20 protein-coding genes are annotated in these 20,175 nt (G+C 58.5%); 9 read left to right on the top strand and 11 right to left on the bottom strand.

The features are described 5' to 3' along the window. The first annotated feature begins 249 nt into the window (after positions 1-249). The gene (locus ACJ8PL_RS10135) at positions 250-1,134 is read left to right on the top strand and encodes a LysR family transcriptional regulator (RefSeq protein WP_016927075.1); all 885 of its coding nucleotides are present in this window, start codon (positions 250-252) and stop codon (positions 1,132-1,134) included. Between the two features lie 150 nt (positions 1,135-1,284). On the opposite strand, the gene leuE is transcribed toward ACJ8PL_RS10135, so the two are convergent. Next, the gene (leuE, locus tag ACJ8PL_RS10130; protein WP_016927074.1) at positions 1,285-1,929 is read right to left on the bottom strand and encodes a leucine efflux protein LeuE; all 645 of its coding nucleotides are present in this window, start codon (positions 1,927-1,929) and stop codon (positions 1,285-1,287) included. Positions 1,930-2,126: 197 nt separating this feature from the next. After that, on the bottom strand, positions 2,127-2,699 hold the full coding sequence (locus ACJ8PL_RS10125) for a hypothetical protein (protein ID WP_079452242.1): 573 nt from the start codon (positions 2,697-2,699) through the stop codon (positions 2,127-2,129). A gap of 129 nt (positions 2,700-2,828) precedes the next feature. Between ACJ8PL_RS10125 and ACJ8PL_RS10120 the strand changes: the two genes are divergently transcribed. Further along, positions 2,829-3,719: a LysR substrate-binding domain-containing protein gene (locus ACJ8PL_RS10120; protein WP_016927072.1), complete on the top strand. Its 891-nt coding sequence runs from the start codon at positions 2,829-2,831 to the stop codon at positions 3,717-3,719. Here the strand turns inward: ACJ8PL_RS10120 and ACJ8PL_RS10115 are convergent. From ACJ8PL_RS10115 to ACJ8PL_RS10085, 7 genes are all read right to left on the bottom strand, one after another. Beyond that, positions 3,716-4,444, bottom strand: a complete 729-nt coding sequence (locus ACJ8PL_RS10115) for a PA1136 family autoinducer-binding transcriptional regulator (RefSeq protein ID WP_016927071.1) — start codon at positions 4,442-4,444, stop codon at positions 3,716-3,718. The genes ACJ8PL_RS10120 and ACJ8PL_RS10115 overlap by 4 nt on opposite strands. Next, positions 4,441-5,316: a glyoxalase III HchA gene (gene hchA / locus ACJ8PL_RS10110; protein WP_442531149.1), complete on the bottom strand. Its 876-nt coding sequence runs from the start codon at positions 5,314-5,316 to the stop codon at positions 4,441-4,443. The genes ACJ8PL_RS10115 and hchA overlap by 4 nt, the downstream gene beginning before the upstream one ends. A 102-nt stretch (positions 5,317-5,418) precedes the next feature. Further along, entirely contained in the window at positions 5,419-6,186 is a 768-nt protein-coding gene (locus ACJ8PL_RS10105) for an ABC transporter ATP-binding protein (RefSeq protein ID WP_079449926.1), read from the bottom strand. After that, a complete protein-coding gene (locus tag ACJ8PL_RS10100) occupies positions 6,173-7,183 on the bottom strand; it encodes a FecCD family ABC transporter permease (protein ID WP_079452241.1) in 1,011 nt (336 codons plus the stop codon). Before ACJ8PL_RS10100 ends, ACJ8PL_RS10105 begins: the two co-directional genes overlap by 14 nt. Before the next feature lie 42 nt (positions 7,184-7,225). Continuing rightward, the gene (locus ACJ8PL_RS10095; protein WP_233504950.1) at positions 7,226-8,302 is read right to left on the bottom strand and encodes an ABC transporter substrate-binding protein; all 1,077 of its coding nucleotides are present in this window, start codon (positions 8,300-8,302) and stop codon (positions 7,226-7,228) included. A 46-nt stretch (positions 8,303-8,348) separates the two neighbouring features. Beyond that, the gene (locus ACJ8PL_RS10090; RefSeq protein ID WP_016927066.1) at positions 8,349-8,711 is read right to left on the bottom strand and encodes a hypothetical protein; all 363 of its coding nucleotides are present in this window, start codon (positions 8,709-8,711) and stop codon (positions 8,349-8,351) included. A 52-nt stretch (positions 8,712-8,763) separates the two neighbouring features. After that, positions 8,764-10,134: an MFS transporter gene (locus ACJ8PL_RS10085; protein ID WP_079449929.1), complete on the bottom strand. Its 1,371-nt coding sequence runs from the start codon at positions 10,132-10,134 to the stop codon at positions 8,764-8,766. A gap of 334 nt (positions 10,135-10,468) precedes the next feature. On the opposite strand from ACJ8PL_RS10085, the gene amiA reads away from it, so the two are divergent. Beyond that, entirely contained in the window at positions 10,469-11,311 is an 843-nt protein-coding gene (gene amiA, locus ACJ8PL_RS10080) for an N-acetylmuramoyl-L-alanine amidase AmiA (protein ID WP_025303471.1), read from the top strand. Between the two features lie 54 nt (positions 11,312-11,365). Next, positions 11,366-12,418, top strand: a complete 1,053-nt coding sequence (locus ACJ8PL_RS10075) for a porin (RefSeq protein WP_016927063.1) — start codon at positions 11,366-11,368, stop codon at positions 12,416-12,418. A gap of 141 nt (positions 12,419-12,559) precedes the next feature. Here the strand turns inward: ACJ8PL_RS10075 and ACJ8PL_RS10070 are convergent, their stop codons facing one another. Together ACJ8PL_RS10070 and ACJ8PL_RS10065 are read right to left on the bottom strand one after the other, a co-directional pair. Then, positions 12,560-13,504, bottom strand: a complete 945-nt coding sequence (locus ACJ8PL_RS10070; RefSeq protein WP_097101701.1) for an NAD-dependent epimerase/dehydratase family protein — start codon at positions 13,502-13,504, stop codon at positions 12,560-12,562. 67 nt (positions 13,505-13,571) lie between these two features. Then, complete coding sequence (locus ACJ8PL_RS10065) at positions 13,572-14,402, bottom strand: alpha/beta fold hydrolase (RefSeq protein WP_025303474.1); 831 nt, start codon at positions 14,400-14,402, stop codon at positions 13,572-13,574. A 220-nt stretch (positions 14,403-14,622) separates the two neighbouring features. On the opposite strand from ACJ8PL_RS10065, the gene ACJ8PL_RS10060 reads away from it, so the two are divergent. The 5 genes from ACJ8PL_RS10060 to ACJ8PL_RS10040 all read left to right on the top strand — a co-directional run bounded on the left by ACJ8PL_RS10060 (position 14,623) and on the right by ACJ8PL_RS10040 (position 20,050). After that, the gene (locus ACJ8PL_RS10060; protein WP_442531147.1) at positions 14,623-16,026 is read left to right on the top strand and encodes a coniferyl aldehyde dehydrogenase; all 1,404 of its coding nucleotides are present in this window, start codon (positions 14,623-14,625) and stop codon (positions 16,024-16,026) included. Between the two features lie 259 nt (positions 16,027-16,285). Further along, the gene (gene katG, locus ACJ8PL_RS10055) at positions 16,286-18,481 is read left to right on the top strand and encodes a catalase/peroxidase HPI (protein ID WP_016927059.1); all 2,196 of its coding nucleotides are present in this window, start codon (positions 16,286-16,288) and stop codon (positions 18,479-18,481) included. A gap of 406 nt (positions 18,482-18,887) precedes the next feature. Then, positions 18,888-19,274: a cytoplasmic protein gene (locus ACJ8PL_RS10050; RefSeq protein WP_442531145.1), complete on the top strand. Its 387-nt coding sequence runs from the start codon at positions 18,888-18,890 to the stop codon at positions 19,272-19,274. Next, on the top strand, positions 19,249-19,698 hold the full coding sequence (locus ACJ8PL_RS10045) for a hypothetical protein (protein WP_079452238.1): 450 nt from the start codon (positions 19,249-19,251) through the stop codon (positions 19,696-19,698). Before ACJ8PL_RS10050 ends, ACJ8PL_RS10045 begins: the two co-directional genes overlap by 26 nt. Next, positions 19,691-20,050: a DUF805 domain-containing protein gene (locus ACJ8PL_RS10040; protein ID WP_071525925.1), complete on the top strand. Its 360-nt coding sequence runs from the start codon at positions 19,691-19,693 to the stop codon at positions 20,048-20,050. Before ACJ8PL_RS10045 ends, ACJ8PL_RS10040 begins: the two co-directional genes overlap by 8 nt. Positions 20,051-20,175: the final 125 nt, after the last annotated feature.

The raw sequence follows: 20,175 nt of genomic DNA, 5'->3' as shown, positions 1-20,175 counted from the left end.
CTTAATGATGCGAATAACAGCATGGCCGGCATCGCGGTTTTTAGCGTTCGGGTGAAGGTTTTCATAAAAATCCCCATGAGAAACAAGAGAGATACAGGTTTCCTACGGACAACGCTGCGGTGCTTTGTTTTGATGGGGTCATTATAGTGAGCAGAATTAGTGCTGATTAGAGGGGTATTACTGCTAAGATTGATACCATATTGTTATAAATTAATGCTGAGTTTGCTGTCGTTCAGGAGGGATTATTCAATGGCGAAAAGGGAGAACTACAACGAGTTGTACCTATTTATGCAGGTGGTACGGGAAGGCAGTTTTACCGCGGCGGCTCAACGGCTGGGGCTTGCTCAATCAGGGGTCAGCCGTTCCGTTCGTGAGCTTGAGGAAAGGCTGGGTGTCCAGCTACTGGTGCGCACCACGCGTAAACTGTCGCTGACGCAAGCGGGCGAGCAGCTCTACCAGAAGACGGCATCTGGATTTGATACGCTAGATCTAGGGCTTGCCGCGCTGGCACATTATCGCGAGACCCCTTCCGGCACGGTTCGTATCAATGCCAGCCAGCACGCGATTGATAAATGCCTGCTGCCAAAGCTTGCGATATTTAAACAGCGCTATCCTGATATCAGGCTGGAACTCATAAACGAGAGCAGGTTCGTCGATATTATCGAAGAAAGATTCGATGCGGGCGTTCGCCTGGGGCCCGAAGTAAGCACTGGCATGGTTGCTGTACGCATTACGCCCGATATGGAGATGGCCATTGTGGGTACCCCTGAGCATTTTCGTCGCTACGGTTTTCCGCAAACCCCGGCGGATTTAACAACGCATCCCTGTATCGCCTATCAGTTTGCCGACGGCAGCGTGTACCAGTGGGAACTCAATCAGGATGATAAAAAAATTACTCATCGGCCTGAAGGACAATGGGCCTTATCTGACAGTTATATGGAAGCAGAAGCCGCCCGGCTGGGCTTGGGGCTGGCCTATGTTCCTGTCGAACTGGTCACAGATGATCTGGAACGCGGGGCGCTTATCAGAGTTTTACAGCGTTACAGCCTGCGAATGGAGGGGTTGTTTCTCTATTACCCTCATCGCAATGTATCCCCCGCTCTGCGAATGGTCATTGAAACATTGAAAATCTGAGCGTTTAGCGATGACCGAGCCTTCACTGTGCAGAATGGTGTTAGGTCGTATTTTTGCACTTTCAATCCTAAGGGCTGCTATACGAAGAGCGGACGTCCCATCCAGCGAAAGAACGTAAAAAAACCGCCTCGCGGCGGTTTAGTTATCCAGTTAGGAAGTTGCGCTTGCAAGCCGTGCTGCAAATCCAATGAAGAACATACCTACCAGCGCGTTTCCGGTGGCAGATAACCTACGGTTGCCTTTCAGACGACTGAGCAGATAAGAGCCGCAGAAAACGAGGAAGCCGAAATAAACGAGAGTAATCGCGAACATCACTGCAGCAAGAATGATAAACGCCATCCAGGAGTGCTCAGCCTGAACATTGATGAACTGGGCGAAGAAAGAGATATAGAACAGCAGCGTCTTTGGATTCAATAGCGTAACCAGCATTCCGCGCCCGATGATCCCCTTAGCATCAGCTGAAGATTTCTTTTCCTCACTCGTTTCGACCGCTGGCTTAAAGATAGCGCGTATCGTCTGGACTCCGAGATAGAACAGATAAGCAGCACCTGCGTATTTGATGGCGTTAAACAAGGCTGGTGTTGAGCTGATAACTGCCGCCAGCCCGCACCAGGCCAAAAGAACCAGGATAACGTCGCTCAGGAGGATGGAAAATATTGCAGCAAAGCCTCGCTTGATGCCGCTGGTAATGCTCGTTTTAATCACGAACAGGGTTTCAGGGCCTGGCACAAGGACTATCAGCGTCGCACCAAGCAGGTACGTCCAGAAATTCACGACACCAAAATCAGCAAACATTTTCACTCCAGTTCTCTCGTTTTCAACGAGGCCATTCTAACTAAAGTTACGTTAATGGAAACACATCGCCACGGCTTTCAATTCACAATCAATGTCTGCTCCTGGTACAAAGCCGGCCGTCAGATTGCTAACCCTACCAATCCCCACAAACACCAAAAGGCCCGCCCCCAGGCAGGCCTTTATCCCTCCGCAATGTCTCAGGCCCCATCCTGCTCCGCAACCCGCGCCATCAATGCCCCCAGCAACGCCAGGTCGACCAGCAACGCCAGCGCGAAACAGGCTCCCTTTATCCCCGGTGCGGCATAGGTTTGCACCAGCGAAGCGGCAATCACTACGGCCACGATAGTCACCACCGTCGTCAGCCTGCACGCCACGGCGAACGCCGCTTTCTCCCCCACTGTCGTGCGGTAGGCGACGCCCTGCCCCAGGCCGCCGAGGGCGATGCCCAGCAGCAGGGCCGGCCAATCATGGCCGCCGAACAGCATCAGCAGCGTCAATAGCCACCCCACCGCTGCCAGTAAAAAGCCGTAGCGAAGAATCGCCAGCGCAGGCCGGTTCCGCAGCGGCCGTAGACGGGCCAGTGCGGCGCCGCCGAGAAACGCCAGCGCCAATGCCGTTAGCAGCATCAGGGTCGCGCCGATGCCCAGCAGATTTTCGGTCTTCAGCAGCAAGGCGCCTGCCGCGGCCGGCACGCTGAGCGCCAGGGCGCTCGCCGCCGCTCCCGTGTGTGCCATGGCGCCCAGGGCACCGTTGTTGATATAAAGGCTCATCGTTCACTCCCGACATGATGGAAATGATGAAATAAATTCATTTCCCTGTTCACATGTCAGTAGCCTATCTCTTGTATAATCGCTCAGACAAACTCATAGTTTTCAGCCTTGGATGAGAATAATTCAGCCATGAGAAAAACCCGTTTGCCGCCGCTGGGCGCGCTGCGCGCTTTCCACGCCGTGGCCGGCTGCCGCAGCTTTAAACATGCCGCCGAGGAGCTGGGCGTCAGCGCGACGGCAGTCAGCCACCAGATCAAGCTGCTGGAGTCGGTGCTGGAATGCCGGGTGTGCGAGCGCAGCGCGCAGGGCGTCAGCCTGACCGAGACCGGCGAGATCCTGTATGCCGGCACCCAGCGCGCCTTTGCCGCGCTGGCGCAGTCCGTCGCCCAAATCACCCGCGCCCAGCAGCCGCCGGCGCTGACCGTCACCACCACCTCCAACTTTCTCACCCACTGGCTGGTGCCTCGCCTGGCGGATTTCAAGGCGGAGTTTCCCGCCATCGATCTGCGCCTGCACACCAGCGTCGAGCGCGTCGATCTCAGCCAGCGCACCGTGGACGTCGCCATCCGCTACCGCGAAATGCCGGAAAGCGATCTGCACTGCACCCTGCTGCATGAGGATCGTTTTATCGTGGTGGCCAGCCCGGCGCTGGCGCTGGAGCGCATCGAAGATTTGCAGCGGGTGACGCTGTTTCACGTGGAGCATCGGCAGGTGCCCGCCGACTCGCCGACCTGGGAGAACTGGCGACGGCGCTACGGGCCGGAAGGATTGAACGTGGAAGCCGGGCTGACCTTCAGTGACGAAACCCATGCGCTGCAGGCGGCGGTGGCGGGCCAGGGGGTGGTGATCGCCAGCCGGCTGCTGGCGCGCGATTTGTTGCAGCGCGGCGTGCTGGCCGCGCCGTTCGAGATGTCGTTGCCCGGCGCCAACTACTATCTGATGGCCACCGAAGAAACTGCGCAGCGCCCCGATATCATTGCGCTACGCGAGTGGTTGCTGCGGCAAATGGCGGCGGGCTAACGGCTCTCGGGGGCGATCTCCCCCAGGCGGATCGCCACGCTGATCGCCTGCGCGGTGGTGGCGGCGCCAAGGCGTTGGCGAATGCGGCGCAGGTGGTTTTCCACCGTGCGTTCAGACAGGCCGAGCATCGCGGCGATATCCGCCTGCCGCCGGCCAATGGCGGTCCAGCTAAGCACCTCGCGCTCGCGCGCCGACAGCCGGCTCCCCCCCTCACCGGCTGCCGGTTCGAACAGCCGCCGCGCCGCCAGAAAGGCCGCCGAACCCACGAGCGACAGCGCCAGCCGCACCGGCGGCGAGGTGTCGATGCGCTCGCCCCCCAGGCTGACGGCGCCCTCCAGGCCGGCGGGGCCGAACACCGGGATCTGCACGCCGTGCAGACCGGCGCCGCGCGGCGTGCGCACAATCCGGTAACGCTCGCCCTGCCGCGCCCGGGTCTTGGTCCAGAAGAACGGCTCGCTGGCCCGCAGCATGTGCCGGGTCACCGGGCAGTGCCGCACGTAGGTCAGCGCATCGACCGCCTCCCCCTCGCCGAACCAGTCGCCTTCGACCCAATAGATATGCTCGATCCCCGCTTCCGCCATGGCGGAAGCGGAAAACAGCACAAAGCGATCGAAACCGAACGGCGCGGCGAAGGCGCGAACCCGCCCCTGAATGGCGGACAGGGTTCGCTCGTGGTCCATCGCCAGCGCCGTCTGGAAAGCGCGCTGCGCGATCTCGTCGCTCATCGCGTGGCGACGTCGGCCAGCAGCGTCTCTGCCGCCAGTTTGCCGAGGTTGTTGGAAGCCAGCGGGCTGTCGCCGGTCAGCAGGCGCCGATCTTTATGCACCTTGCCGGTGATGTCGGCGTTGACGATCTTCACGCCCCGCTCGCGCAGGCGTTCACCCACCAGCCAGGGCATCGGGCCGGGGATATAGCCGATATCGATGTTGGCGCCGGTATCGAGCGAGTCCGGGAACACGCACATCTCATAGCCGCGATACAGGAAATCCTCTTTGTTCTCGCCGATGCCCGCCGCCAGCAAACCGGCCGGCCCGTGGCACAGCGAAATCACGTAGCGATCGTTGTCATGCGCCCAGTGCAGGGTCTTTTTCACCTCTTCGCTGAACGGGATATCATTGAGCACGCCGTGGCCGCCGGGAATGAAAACGCCGAGGTAGTTGCCGCCATCCAGATCCTTCACCACTTCCGTCAACTTTTTCGGCTGCTTGAGCTGGCTGCGGTACTTCTCGTAGGTGGCCTTGACTGCTTCATCTTCATGCGGGAACGCCCACATCTCCAGCTTCACCGGATCGCCGGACGGCGTGGCGATGTCGATCTCGAAACCGGCCAGATCCAGGTGATACATCGGCAACAGCATCTCGACCGGGTGGTTGCCGGTAGAGAAGAACTTGCCGTTTTGCATCAGCAGGTAGCGCTCCTGCGAGGCGATCATCAGCACCTTCCACTTGCCGCCGCGATAGGCGTTCGGGTAGCTGGCGCCCGTGAAGTCGGTTTTGGACGAGGTGTACTGGCTGAGGGAGTAAGGCGATGGGAAGAACGCGTTGTCTTCCGCCACATCCGGGGTGGGATTACGATCGTTGAACACTGAATCAGTCATGATTATCTCCATATTCACCGTTGCATTTCTCTTTCAGCTTAAATAACCGCCAGCGGGGCCGCAATGAGGGATATCCCTCAATCACCCTCGCGCTGGCGGCGCTCAAGCATGATGCCGTAGCGCGACAATGAACGTTTCTTCGCTGACGCCGGCATATTCGTACCGGCACTTTCTCACCGGTACCTGGAAGTAGCGCTCCAGGATATCCTCTTGCAGCAAGGCGTTTTTATCGCCAAACATGCACTGTCGCTTATTTATCAGCAGGCACTTGTCGGAGATGCGATCGGCATAATGCAGAAAATGCGTATTCAGCACGATCGTCATCTGCCGCTCTTTGGCGAGGCGCCAGAGCATCTCGATCATTTTAGCCTGATTGTAAAAATCCAGGTTCGATTCCGGTTCGTCGAGGATCATGACGTCGGGATCCGCCGCCAGCGCCTTGGCGAAATAACACATCTGCAGTTCCCCGCCGCTGATCTGGTTGATATTTTTCTGCGCCAGCGGCGCGATCTCCAGCGCATGCAACACCGCCTGCGCCTTGGCGACATCTTGCCGCCGCGGCCTGGCGAACCACCCCGCCTGGCGGGCACAGCCGAAAGTGACAAAATCGAGTACCCCATAAGCGAAATGCGGCGTTTTCGCCTGCGGCACATAGGCCAACCGGGCGGGCCGATTGTCGACCAGGCCGATCTTGCACCCGCCAGACAGGGGCCGGCACAGGCCCGCGATGTGTCTCAGCAACGTGGTTTTACCGGCGCCGTTCGGCCCGAGCACGCTGAGGATCTCGCCCCGCGCCAGATGAAAACTGACGTTGTCGAGAAGGGGTTCTCGCCCCTTGAAACCCAGGGTCAGCTGGTTAACTGTGATCATGTTTGCTGCTCGTAATAAAAAGGAGAGCGAAAAGCGGCGCGCCGATCAGCGCGGTCAGGATGCCGATCGGGATTTCAGCATAGGTGGCCCCTCTGGCGATATTGTCGATCACCAGCAAAAACAGCGCCCCGCTCAGCGCCGAAGCGGGGATCAGGCGGCCGTGGTTATACCCCAACACGCTTCTCACCAAATGCGGGATCACCAAGCCGACCCACCCCACCACGCCGGCCAAGCTCACCGAGGCGGAAACCAGCAGAGAGGCGGCGATCAGCAACAGGATCTTCAGCCGAGGCGGATTCAGGCCGGCGATGCGCGCCTCGTCGTCCCCAAGAGAGAGAATGTTCATATTCCACCTGAGCCGGTAGATAGTCAGGTAACACGCCGCAAACAGCGGGATCAGCCAATAAACCTGCGCTTTCGCTACCGAAGCGAAACTGCCCATCAGCCAGAAGACGATCGCCGGCAAGGTATCCTGCGGATCGGCGACATATTTTATGACCGAGACAAACGCGATAAACAGCGACGCGATAATCATGCCGGACAAAATCGTGGTGAGTGCATCCTGCCGGCGTTTGAGGCGGCAGATGCCCAGCACCAGCAGCAAGCTCACCACGCCGAAAAGAAACGACAGCAGGGAACTCAGGGCAAAAGGCAAACTCAACAAAATGCCCAGCGCAGCGCCAAAAGCGGAGGCGGAAGAGGTGCCCAGCACGTCCGGGCTGGCCAGCGCGTTTTTCAGCACCGCCTGAAAGGTCGCGCCGGCAACCGCCAACCCGCCGCCCACCAGCATCACCGCCACCACCCGCGGCGCGCGCAGGTTAAAAATCACCGAATAGCGGGCCTGGTTTTCCCCCGGCATGTTCCCCCGCCATACAATCTGCACCACGTCATGGGCCGACAAGGCATAGCGGCCGGCAAACAGTGATGCGAAGGCGACCACACAAAGCGAAATAAACAATCCCGCCATGATCGCCACATATTTTCCTCTGCCCGGCATCCCCAAGCTCCTCCAACGAACTCACGCTATTCAACCGTGGCACTAGCGCTGTGCCAGCACCTCATCCAGCAACCGGTCCGGGATCGCATAAGAGAACATCGTCTGATAATAGCGGCGCGTCTCCTGCCGCAGCGTTTTGTCGCTAATGTCTTCAGGGGCATACCGGTTGATCATAAACAGCGGCAGCAGTGACGTTTCCGCCGACAGGCCCCCCCAGTTGTGAATGCCCACCGGCGTCGAGAAAACCTTGCCGTTTTTCACCGCCCTGAGCGTCTCCCACGCCTGGCCGGGGATCCCCCCGTGCAGCAGCGCTTTGGCGCTGCCGAACACCACGAAAATCACATCAGGATCCCAGGCCATGATTTGCTCCATCGAAACGTTGATGTACCTGCCGGCATCCCCTTTCACCGGCAAATCCCCGGCGACGTTGTCCATGCCGGCCATTTTCAGATAGGTGTCGCCGTAGGTGTGCGGGCCGCTCACCTTCAGCTGCCTGCCGTCGCTTTCTTCCAGATATAACGCCCTGACGTGCTGCGCGCGGATGGCGGCGGCATAGGGGCGGATCTGCTTCAGGGTCTTTTCCCAGGCGTCTTTGAATTTATGCGTACGCGGCAGGCCGAGGGTGTCGGCGAAGGTATTTTCCCAATACACCTGGGTGACCATCGGCTGGTATTTGGTCTTCCCGCCGGCGTCCAGATCGACCGTCATCACGCCCGCCCTTTCCAGCCGATCGTCCTGGCTTTTGCCGTAGTAATAAATGATGTCGGGCCGCAGATTCATTAACGACTCCATGTTGACCCGATAGTCTTTATTGATGAAATCGGACGTGATCCTGCCGATATCCGGCTTCATGTCCTTCAACACATGCCTATCGGCATGCATGAACGCCCAGGGCCCCACGCCGACGACGTGCCGATAGGCCGCCTCGTTCGCCAGGATCACGCCGAAGGGGCAGTTGCCGGTGATGACGATCCGCGGGTAGCTGCCGGGCAGCGTTTGCGTCGCCGCGCTTTGCAACGGCTCGGCCGCCGCCGGCAGACTGGCGCCGGCGCAAGGCACCGTCGGCAAGGCAAATAGGGCCAGCAGCGCGGTGGCGATAAATTTCACTGTTACGCACATGGTGCCTCCTGCGCGCACGCTCGGCGGCGCGCGTCGATGGGCTGTATTAGGCCGACGCGGCGATGCCTGCTGCCATAATGGTTATCCCGGCCACAAAGACGATTGCCGTGGTGGCTACCGCGCCGCCGCCAACCAACGCGGCGGTTTTTCCCGTGGAAAGGTCTTTTCGTTGCAGGAAAGAAAGCTCTGCCAGGGGAATGATTTTTCCGCTGTCGGCGACGATGTCTTTAGGTTCCACCTTCGCCACCTTCAGCTCGCCGCCGCTGCCGTCCTTCAGGCCATATTTCAACTGGTCGCCGACATAGACCGGCGGCTGCAGCAGGTAATACGGGCTATTGAGCCCCGCCTCTTTTTGTTGCAACGCCACGTCGTGGTAGGTCGTGCAACCGGCAAGGGAAAACGCCGCCATCCCGATAACCAACGGCACTAATGGGATAAATCGCATGGGAAACCTCGTGCTTCTATTTGCTGGTTTTTAACGTAACGGCGGACTTGAAGCGCATATAGCTCACGACCAGAGAAAGGAACGAGAATGCCGCCCCCGCCATTAAACTGATATTCGTCGCTTGCGCGCCGCGCATATTGCAGAAAATCGCCACTAACGCCGAACCGACGATTTGCCCGATCAACCGGGAGCTGCCCAACAGGCCGCTGGCGATGCTGCTGTTTTCGTGCGAGACCGAGGTCATGATCAGCAGGTTGTTCGGTGATTGAAACAGGCCGAAACCGATGCCGCACAGCGCCACGCGCCATACGATCGCCCCATTCGACGGATCGCTCGGCAAATTGGCCATCAGCAGCATGCCGGCCAACAAGCAGGCGAGGCCTGACAGGGCGACGAGATTGGGATCGTATTTCTTGGCCAAATCGCCGGAAATTAGCGAAGACGCCATGGTGGCCAGCGGCCAGGCGGTCAGCAGCAGACCGATGTCCACCACGTTTCTTTGCAGGACATTGTGGAAATAGAAAGGCAGCGATACAAAAGCCAAAAGCTGGGTGCTGTAAGACAGCATCGACATCAGCAAAGACAATGACAGCGTCGGGTTATGCAGCATCGCGATCGGGATCAGCGCGGCGTTGGCCTTTCTTTTCTGATTGATGTACAGCCACCCGGCCAGCCCGGCGAATACCGCAAAGCTGAGCGCCGCCGCCGGCAGATGGTGGGTGGTCATGCTCATCGTGCTGAGCGAGAAAGCGATAAACAGCACAAACACCAACAGAGCCCCCCCGCTGTCGAATCCAACGCTGCGCCGCTCGCGGGGGGCCAGGAAGATCAGGCTCAGCAGCAGCGACAGGCAGGCGATGGGAACATTGATGGTAAACAGCCAGTTCCAGCTCGTCTGAGAAAGTATCGCCGAGGCGATGGACGGCCCGGCGGCGGCGGAAACCGACACCACCATCACATTGATCCCCAGGCCGCGCCCCAGCAGCCTTTCCGGGTATATCTCCTTGATCAGCGCCGCATTGACGCTGAGCACCGCCGCCGCACCGAAGCCCTGTATCACCCTGAATGCCGTCAGCATCGACAGCGTCGTGGACAGCGCGCAGCCCAAGGATGAAAAAGCGAACAGCACCACCCCGGCTATAAAGATCTTTTTATTGCCCACCGCGCGGCCCAGCGCCGCGAAGGGCATCAAAGAGGCGACAACAGCAAACTGGTAGGCATTAATAATCATGATGGAGGCCGATTCGGAAACGCCGAAATCTTTGGCGATCACCGGCAATGCCACGTTGGCGATGGTACTGTCGAGCATGGCGATGACCGTGCTTAACGAGACCGCGAGAACGGCGAATATATTTAGTGTCTCTTTTTCCTGGTGTTTAAAAGTCATGTTAACGCTCCAAAAACGTGAGTAGCTTCATGCCGGCGGCAAAGACCCCGCTTTTTATCCGTTTTAATGTTTACGTTATAACATATCAATTAAAGAGGAGAATAAATCTCATTTGAAATATTAGATTAAATAGTGTGTCAAAATAAGAATTAACAAATGCAAAACAAATTTATATCAATATAAACACTCAATAAACAAAATAAATGCAGTATAAAAAACCAGTTAATTTAAGGAATGACATTAAAAGTAACAGCCGCTAACAGACAACCCCGCCGGCGCGTGAAATTGTTATGTTATAACAAAAACACCCTTTCCTTTTATGCTGGTTAACCTTATGGCTAAGACGGACCTTTTGAACACCCGGTTATCTCGCCGCAGAATGATGTTGGCAGGGTTGGCGGCCCTGGCGCTGAACGGCGCCGTTTCCCCGCTGGCTCACGCCCACGGCCTGCCACGTCCCAAAAAGCAGAACGGCCCTCAGGGGGCGCGAAAAAGATTCCTGGTCATGTTGGATCCCGGTCATGGCGGCATCGACTCCGGCGCCATTGGCCACACCGGTTCGCTGGAAAAACATGTCGTTCTGGAGATCGCCAGAAATGTGCGTGCACAGCTTGATCGACACGGCATCGATGCCCGCCTGACGCGCGACAGCGACGTTTTTATTCCGCTGTACGATCGGGTGGAGATCGCGCACCGGCATGGCGCCGATCTTTTCATGTCCATCCACGCCGACGGCTTTACCTGCCCCAGTGCCTGCGGCGCGTCGGTTTTTGCGCTTTCCAATAAAGGCGCCAGCAGCGCGATGGCGAAATACTTATCGAACAGTGAAAACGCGGCGGACGATCTCGCCGGCCCCAACGTCATCAAGAAAGATCGCTATTTGCAGAAGATACTGTTTGATTTGGAGCAGACGGAAACAATCAAAGAGAGCCTGGCGCTGGGCTCGCACCTGATTCAGCATATTGCGCCCATCCATCATTTGCATGCCAAAAATACCGAACAGGCGGCCTTCGTGGTCTTAAAGTCCCCGTATATTCCTTCCGTCTTGGTGGAAACCTCTTTCATCACCAACCCTGAGGAAGAAAGGCTGCTCGGCACCCCCGCCTTCCGAAATAAAATTGCCACGGCGATCGCTCAGGGGATCGTCAGTTACTTTAAACGCGAAACGCACGCTTAAGCTTCGCCGGGGCGGCAAGCACACGGGTTTGCCGCGCACAGGGACGGTGCCATCATGATAAAACGCAATCCTCGTTATTTTTCGGCGGGCATGCTGTTCCCCCTGCTGGCCCTGTTGCCGCGCGGCGCCTTCGCCGTGTCGTTGATGGGATCGCAGCAAAACAGCCTGAATTTCTACGGCACGATTATCGCCAGACGCTACAGCGGCCAAAACGAACGCGACGACGGCGACCGCAGCTACCTCTATTTCGGCCTGATAGGCAAAAAAAAGATCGCGCCGCGCTGGCAGGCTTACGCCCACTGGGAATATACCGTCAGCTTCGCCGACGCGAGCCGAAACAGCACCCGGCTCGCCTATATCGGCGTGCAAAACGCCACCCTGGGCAGCCTCGATATCGGCCGCAACTGGGGCGTGCTTTATGATGTGACCGCCCTGACCGATCGCTCCCCGCTGTTTAGGGAAATAGCGTACAACTACATCGATAACTTTATGCGCGGCCGGGCGCATAACCTGCTCACTTACCGCCAAACTTTCAGCCTGTTTCAGCGGCGCGCCGCCCTCGCGTTGCAATATCAATTCAAAGACGGCGACGATCGGCAAGCGACGGGCAAACAAAACGGCAACGGTTTCGGCGCCTCCTTTCGTTATGCGTTGACGCCGACGCTCAGCCTCATCGCCGCCGCCTCGGCGTCTCAAACCACGCAGCGGCAGCAACACGCCGCCGGCTATCGCCGACGCATCGATACGCTGGCCGAAGGGGTTCTCTATGCGTCGAAAAAAATCTATCTTGCGGCCGTGTTCACCCAAAGCGACAACGCCATCAGCCCACAACAAACCGCTAACCGCGGCTCGGCGTCAAGTTATGAAGCACTCGTCAAATACCGGCTGACGGACCATATTCAGCCCAACATCGGCTATACCCGTTTAATACAGGCCCGGGCAGGCCGCAACACCGACTTATTGAACTACGAGGAGCTGGGGGTGACCTGGTTGCTCAACAGCAACATGCAGGTGTTTATTAACTATGAATTCAATAACCTTTCGCAGCACGCGGCCGGCGTCGATGCGTCGGACAAGCTCGATATGGGCATCAGCTATCACTGGTGATCCGCTTTCGCGCAGCCAATAAAAAGCCCCGCCCGGTGAAGGGCGAGGCTCGCTCGCGCCGATCGAGACGGTGCGAGAGGATCATGAGGGCAGAGTGATGACAAAGTGCCGAATGCGCCTGCTCATGGCGTGACGGACGCCTCAGCGCGGCGCTTGCGCGTTTTTCCACTCCCGCCAAATCGTTTCCAGCCCGGCGCGATACGTCGTGACGGCGAAGTCGGGAAAACGCTGTTTGAACTTGGTCGAGTCGAACAGGTTATCGTGCTCGTAGCGCGGCAGCAGCTCGCGCATCTCTCGCGCCCCGGATGAAAACAGCCCTGCGGCGATCAACGCCCATTTGCCGATAACGGAATATGAAATGTCCTTCCCAAACACCTCACAGGCCAACGCGGCGAACTGCGCATAGGTGAGCCGCTCGTCGCAGCACGGGAGATGCCACGTCTGGCCGAACGCGTCGGGCGTATTGCCGAGCCGGGCTAACCCGCGGCTGGCGTCGGGCGTCCAAATCAGCGTGCGCAGCCTGTCATCGCGAACCGGCACGCGCGGTTTTTCCCCCGCTTTCAACCTGTCGACGATCAACGCATTGGTGAAGCTCTGCGTTTTCCCCGGCCCATAAAACTCGGGCGCACGGCCGATCAGCACGGGGATCTGCTTGCGCTTCATCTCGTCGAGCACCTTCTCGGTCATCAGAGCGCGCACCCGTCCCTTGCGCCCCCGAGGCGCGAACGACGTCGATTCCGTCTGCGGCTCGCCGTTCTGCGGATACATATAGGTATTGTCGAAATAGACAAAGGGCACGCCCGCGGTACGGCTGGCGTCCAGCGCATTCTGCAGCATGGTCGGAAATTGTCGCTCCCACAGCGCCGAATCCGGCGGCAAGCCGGCGGCGAAATACACCACCTCGCTGCCCTTCACCGCCGCCAGGGTCTGCTGCGCGTCGAGCAGGTCGGCCGCAACCAGCGTATCGCTGTCGTTGATCTTCTTCGGGTGGCGGCTGACCAATCTTAAATCATCGGTGTGCGCGCGCTTCAGTTCACGCGCCAGCTCTTGGGCGATCTGGCCACTGGCGCCCAGGATCGTTTGCATTGACGTTCCTCATCGCAATGAAAAAAGCTCCACCCACTCAGGGCGGAGCAAAGGTGCTTTTTCGCGCTTAGCTGTTCACGAACGCCAGCAAATCGGCGTTGACCTGATCGGCATGGGTGGTCGGGATGCCGTGCGGCGCGCCCTTATAGGTATGGAGCGTGCCGTTTTGCACCAGCTTGGCCGAGAGCACACCGGAATCCTGATAAGGCACCACCTGATCGTCGTCGCCGTGGATCACCAGCACCGGAATGGCGATCTTCTTGAGATCTTCGGTGAAATCGGTCTGCGAGAAGGCGACGATGCCGTCATAGTGCGCCTTGGCGCCGCCCATCATGCCCTGGCGCCACCAGTTCCAGATAATCGCCTCCGACGGCTTGGCGCCCGGGCGGTTATAGCCGTAGAACGGGCCGGCCGGCACGTCGTAATAGAACTGCGCCCGGTTGGCGGCCAGCTGCGCCTGGAAATCATCGAATACCGATTTTGGGGTGCCCTGCGGATTGGCGTCGGTTTTTACCATCAGCGGCGGCACCGCGCTGATCAACACCGCTTTGGACACCTTGTCCTCGCCGTGGCGCACGATATAGCGCACCACCTCGCCGCCGCCGGTCGAGTGGCCCACGTGCATGGCGCCCTGTACGCCGAGGTGTTTTACCACCGCGGCGACGTCATCGGCATAGTGATCCATGTCGTGCCCTTCCCATACCTGGCTGGAGCGGCCGTGGCCGCGGCGATCGTGCGCAACCACGCGGAATCCTTTGTTCACGAAGAACAGCATCTGGGCATCCCAGTCATCGCTCGACAGCGGCCAGCCGTGGTGGAAATAGATAACCTTGCCGTTTTTGGGGCCCCAATCCTTGTAGAAAATCTCGACGCCATCGCTGGTCGTTACATAACCCATGTCGTTTCTCCCATTTACACTATGGTTAAAAAAGAAGGTTTATACTGCGCACGGCGCCGGGATCTCTGGCTCCCTCATCCCGGTTGGCCGACGATCTTGCGTTGATCGTTTAACGAGTATAGGTTTAAAGTTCACTTTAAGGTCAAACACAATTCGGCAAACCGCATTCCCGCTTTCACTCGGCATCAGGAGAATTCAAGTGCAGGGAGATGACATCCTCATGACGATGGAGCCGCGGCTTGCCGCCCAGCGCCACGCCTTCCTGCGCGACGGCGCGCCGACGATGCAACAGCGCAAGGCCGCCCTGCGCCGCTTGCGGAGCGCCATTCTGGCCCAGCGCGTCGCGCTGGCGGCGGCCGTCAGCGCGGACTTCGGCCACCGTTCGCCTTACGAAACCGACATTCTGGAGATTCTGGTCACCGTTCAAGCGATCGATTACCTGCTGCGCAACCTGAAACGCTTCATGCAGCCGGAGCGCCGCCACGTCGCCCTGCCGTATCAGGCCGCACGCGCCTATGTGCAATATCAGCCCAAGGGCGTGATTGGCATCATGGCGCCGTGGAACTATCCCTTCTCGTTGACCTTCATCCCGCTGGCCACCGCCCTGGCCGCCGGCAACCGCGTGATGCTGAAACCTTCGGAGCTCACGCCGCATACCAGCCGCCTCATCGAAACGATGCTGGCGGCGCTGTTTCCCGCCGATGAGGTCGCCGTCGTGACCGGCGGGCCGGACGTCGGGGCCAGATTCAGCGAGCTGGCGTTCGACCATCTGGTGTTCACCGGCAGCACGGCGATCGGCCGTCAGGTCATGCAGGCGGCCGGCAAACATCTGGTGCCGTTAACGCTCGAACTGGGCGGTAAAAGCCCTGCCGTCATGGCGCGCGGCGCGGTTAACGCCAGAAACGTCAAGAGCGTGGCGTTCGGCAAGCTGTCGAACGCGGGCCAAACCTGTATCGCGCCCGATTACCTGCTGATCCATCAGGACGATCTGGCAAGCTTCATGGCGCTCTACGACGCGGCGGTCAAAACCTTTTATCCCGACGGGCCAACCGGCGACGACTACGGCGCCATCATCAACGACAGGCACTACCACCGCTTGCACGATCTGCTCGCCGATGCCCAGGCGCGCGGCGCGCAAATCATTCCGGTCGGCCATCGCCCGGACTCGGCGTCTGAACGGCCGAAAACCCTGGCCCCCACGCTGGTCGTCGGCGCCCCCGACGACAGCCGGATCATGCAAGAAGAGATCTTCGGGCCGCTGCTGCCGGTGCGCACCTACGCCGGCTTTGATGAAACGATCGACATTATCAACGCCGGGCCGCGCCCGCTGGCGCTGTACTACTTTGGCCCGGCAGACGCGCAGCAGGATCGGCTGCTGGCGCGCACCGCCTCCGGCAACGTCAGCATCAACGCCACCCTGCTGCACTTCGCTCAGGACGACCTGCCGTTCGGCGGCATCGGCCCCAGCGGCATGGGAGCCTGTCACGGCATCGAGGGATTTCGGGCGCTGAGCCACGCCAAGGGCGTTTTCATCCAGAGCCGCTGGCGCTTTACCGACCTGCTGCGCGCGCCGTTCGGCAAGCTGGCGGACGCAGTGCTCGCGTTCATGTTGCGGCGCCGATAACGCGGCGTGTTGACTATCAATAGCACACCCATAAATCGCCGCAAGCTATCACAATATTCACTCATTCCTATTTTATCTCTCCGCCGCCGCTGACTAAGCTTAGCCATGAGTCACCCTTTGCCCGTTGGCGGCGAGGATGACGTAAATCGATTGAGTTCAGTTATTTAGCGCAATACCCGACGCAAGCCTTACCCGCATGCCTTGTTAACCGCTCCACGCCCGGCGGCTGGAGCATCTTTACGGAAGCAGAGAGCGCATTATGACAACTGAAAGCAAATGCCCGTTTTCGGGCGGCAAGCAGCCCGCACCGCAGAACGGCCCCACCAATCAGGATTGGTGGCCTAATCAGCTCAGCCTGAAACCGCTGCATCAGCATTCCCCCCTGTCCGATCCGATGGATAAAGACTTCAACTACGCCGATGCCTTCAACAGCCTCGATCTGGCGGCGGTCAAACAGGATCTGCACGCCCTGATGACCGACTCGCAGGAATGGTGGCCGGCGGACTTCGGCCACTACGGCGGCCTGTTCATCCGCATGGCCTGGCACAGCGCCGGCACCTACCGCATCGGCGACGGCCGCGGCGGCGCGGGCGAAGGCCAGCAGCGCTTCGCCCCGCTCAACAGCTGGCCGGACAACGTCAGCCTCGACAAGGCGCGCCGCCTGCTGTGGCCAATCAAGCAGAAATACGGCCGCAACATCTCCTGGGCCGATCTGCTGATCCTGACCGGCAACGTGGCGCTGGAATCGATGGGCTTCAAAACCTTCGGCTACGCCGGCGGCCGCGCCGACACCTGGGAGCCGGACGACGTCTACTGGGGTTCTGAGAAGATCTGGCTGGAACTGAGCGGCGGGCCGAACAGCCGCTACTCGGGCGACCGCGATCTGGAAAACCCGCTGGCGGCGGTGCAGATGGGCCTGATCTATGTTAACCCGGAAGGCCCGGACGGCAATCCCGATCCGGTAGCCGCCGCGCGCGACATCCGTGAAACTTTCGCCCGCATGGCGATGAACGACGAAGAAACCGTGGCGCTGATCGCCGGCGGCCACACCTTCGGCAAGACCCACGGCGCCGGCCCGGCGTCTCACGTCGGCGCCGATCCGGAAGCGGCCGGGCTGGAAGCGCAGGGCCTCGGCTGGCACAGCACCTTCGGCACCGGCGTCGGCAAAGACGCCATCACCAGCGGCCTGGAGGTCACCTGGACCACCACCCCGACCCAGTGGAACCACGACTTCTTCCGCCACCTGTTCGAATACGAATGGGAGCTGAGCCAAAGCCCGGCCGGCGCGCACCAGTGGGTGGCGAAAGACATCGGTGAAACCATTCCCGACGCCTTCGATCCGAACAAGAAGCGCCGCCCGACCATGCTGACCACCGATCTGTCGCTGCGTTTCGATCCGGCCTACGAGAAGATTTCGCGCCGCTTCTATGAACACCCGGAGGAACTGGCCGACGCCTTCGCCCGCGCCTGGTTCAAGCTGACCCACCGCGACATGGGGCCGCGCGCGCGCTACCTTGGCCCGGAAGTGCCGCAGGAAGAGCTGATTTGGCAGGATCCGATCCCGGCCGTCGATCATCCGCTGATCGACGAGCAGGACATCGCCGCGCTGAAAAACGCCGTGCTGGCTTCCGGCCTGTCGGTGTCCGCGCTGGTCTCCACCGCCTGGGCTTCGGCTTCCAGCTTCCGCGGTTCAGACAAACGCGGCGGCGCCAACGGCGCGCGCATTCGCCTGGCGCCGCAAAAGGACTGGGCGGTCAACCAACCTGCGCAGCTCGCCGCGACGCTGGCCAAGCTGGAGAGCATTCAACGCGCCTTCAACGACGCGCAGACCGGCGGCAAGCGCATCTCGCTGGCGGATCTGATCGTGCTGGCCGGCGCGGCGGGTGTGGAACAGGCGGCGAAGAACGCCGGTTTCGCCCTGACGGTGCCGTTCGCGCCGGGCCGCATGGACGCTTCGCAGGAACAGACCGACGTGGACTCCTTCGAGGCGATGGAGCCGCTCGCCGACGGTTTCCGCAACTTCCTGAAGGGCAAATACCGCGTGCCGGCCGAAACGCTGCTGGTCGACAAGGCGCAGCTGTTGACCCTGACCGCGCCGGAAATGACGGTGCTGGTCGGCGGGCTGCGCGTGCTCGGCGCCAACGTCGGCGGCACGCAGCACGGCGTGTTCACCCAGCGGCCGCAGGCGCTGACCAACGACTTCTTCGTCAACCTGCTCGACATGGGCACCACCTGGCACCCGGTCGGTGAAGACGGCCTGTTCGAAGGCCGCGATCGCCGCAGCGGCGCGGTCAAGTGGACCGGCACCCGCGTCGATCTGGTGTTCGGTTCGCACGCGCAGCTGCGCGCGTTGGCCGAGGTCTACGGCAGCGCCGACGCGCAGGAGAAGTTCGCCCACGACTTCGTCGCCGCCTGGAACAAAGTGATGAACCTCGATCGCTTCGATCTGGCGTAACTTAGCGACAGCACAAAGCCCGCCACGGTAAGTCGGCGGGCTTTTTTATTTGAGGGTAAAAAAACCGACGACACAACACATAAAAATGACTAACTGATTGATAAAATTTATAACCCCATGATAGTTTAGGCGATTAAATGCATACAAAGACAATTTAAAAATATTAAAAATCAATTAAATAGGAGTAATCATGGACGATATTAATGTTTACGGAGAAACAGGAATATTTATCATTAAAGAATAAATTTTCAGCAAAAATGGACTCCCGTCCATAGGACACTTCTCTCCTTCTGCTGTACAAATCCAGCGCTACGTCTACCAATTGCATAAGGAACAAGAGGTTTTTTGGGAGGGGCGAAAGATCGACTATACACAGCTCGGCATCTGGGAAAAATTTAAGATACTGATGGGCAACGACTTGGTCAGTAGAGACAAACAAGGGGGCAGCACGCTCTATTCACTGGAGTTCGCCGGATTTGAAACAAGAGTAACGCCTCTGGATGGAGCAAAAGCACCCCTTCCCGACTTTTTAGGGAAATCCTATAAGATTAACGTACCCACACCTTACATTTATGGCCAAGATCCTATCCCAGAGATGAAGCTCTATGGCAGGAAAGACGTCTCATTCATTATGAGCAACGGTGGACAATCAGCCCCTACTGCAATGGCAAAATACAACAAGACGACCAAGAATCTGATAATGATTCGTACTGAACTAGAAATGAAAAATTTGATGTTATCCTTGAGCAGCGCCAAGGAGCTAAAAAATGAAGAAAACGATGCTGTTCATTAGTCTGATAGTCATTTATGGTTTTATTGGTTGTTTTCTGTACCTCCCAATGGCAAAGCTCTACTTTGCCGGGAAAGCATTGTTTGTTTCTGACGTTGCAGCAACGGTCGTTACCCAGTTCAAGACTGCCGGGATTTTCATTTTGTGCGGTGTCATCATCCTGACGCAGATCGTACTGACAAAAAAATCAAAATCCCTTGGACGATATGCCGTTATCTATAGCACTTGGGTGGGTATCCACTTCGTCTACCTTCTCTTCATCTTGATACTTAAGAGCAATTTCCTGGAACCTCTCAACAAAATCCCGATGGATGCAATTGCTCTTGAACAGTTTAACCTTGCTGGCCCAGCGCTTATTTCTCTGGTTTTAACCTGTTCGTCGCTATGGCTCGTCAACAAGTCAGGACAATCAGAACGCAATGTCTAAACAACCGAGAATCCTGAATAGTCTACTCAACTGTTACAAAAAGACCTTCACCTACTCAGGCCGCGAAAGCCGTGGGCCTTATTCAATGCTGCTTTTGTGCCAGCACGTTTGGTTTCTGCTTTATCTCGCCGTTATCGCCAGCAAGATGAATGAGATTTCCATTTTCGCGCTTGCGGCGTTTTTGCTGCCTTTGCTAGCGGCCAATGTGCGCCGTTTGCATGATGCGGGTTACTCCGGTGGTTGGTGCCTGACCTGGTTCTGCTTCACACCCTATGTAATGCTGATCTTCGCGCTGTTCCTTCCTGCTAAGAACATCAATAACCCTTACGACGATCGCCCAAACCTGGCGTAAGCCTCCTCAACGGCCTGCTTCGGCGAGCCATGGCTGGCGCTGCGATATTCTCTTTTCCCGCTTATTCGCATTTACTCAACAAGTCATATAAAAATTTGATGGGCGGCAATTCTTTTAATGCTGTA

It is taken from the genome of Serratia sp. CY83965, from assembly GCF_052166375.1.
In the GTDB taxonomy this organism is placed as follows: domain Bacteria; phylum Pseudomonadota; class Gammaproteobacteria; order Enterobacterales; family Enterobacteriaceae; genus Serratia; species Serratia marcescens.
This window is presented reverse-complemented; position numbering and strand designations above follow the sequence as displayed.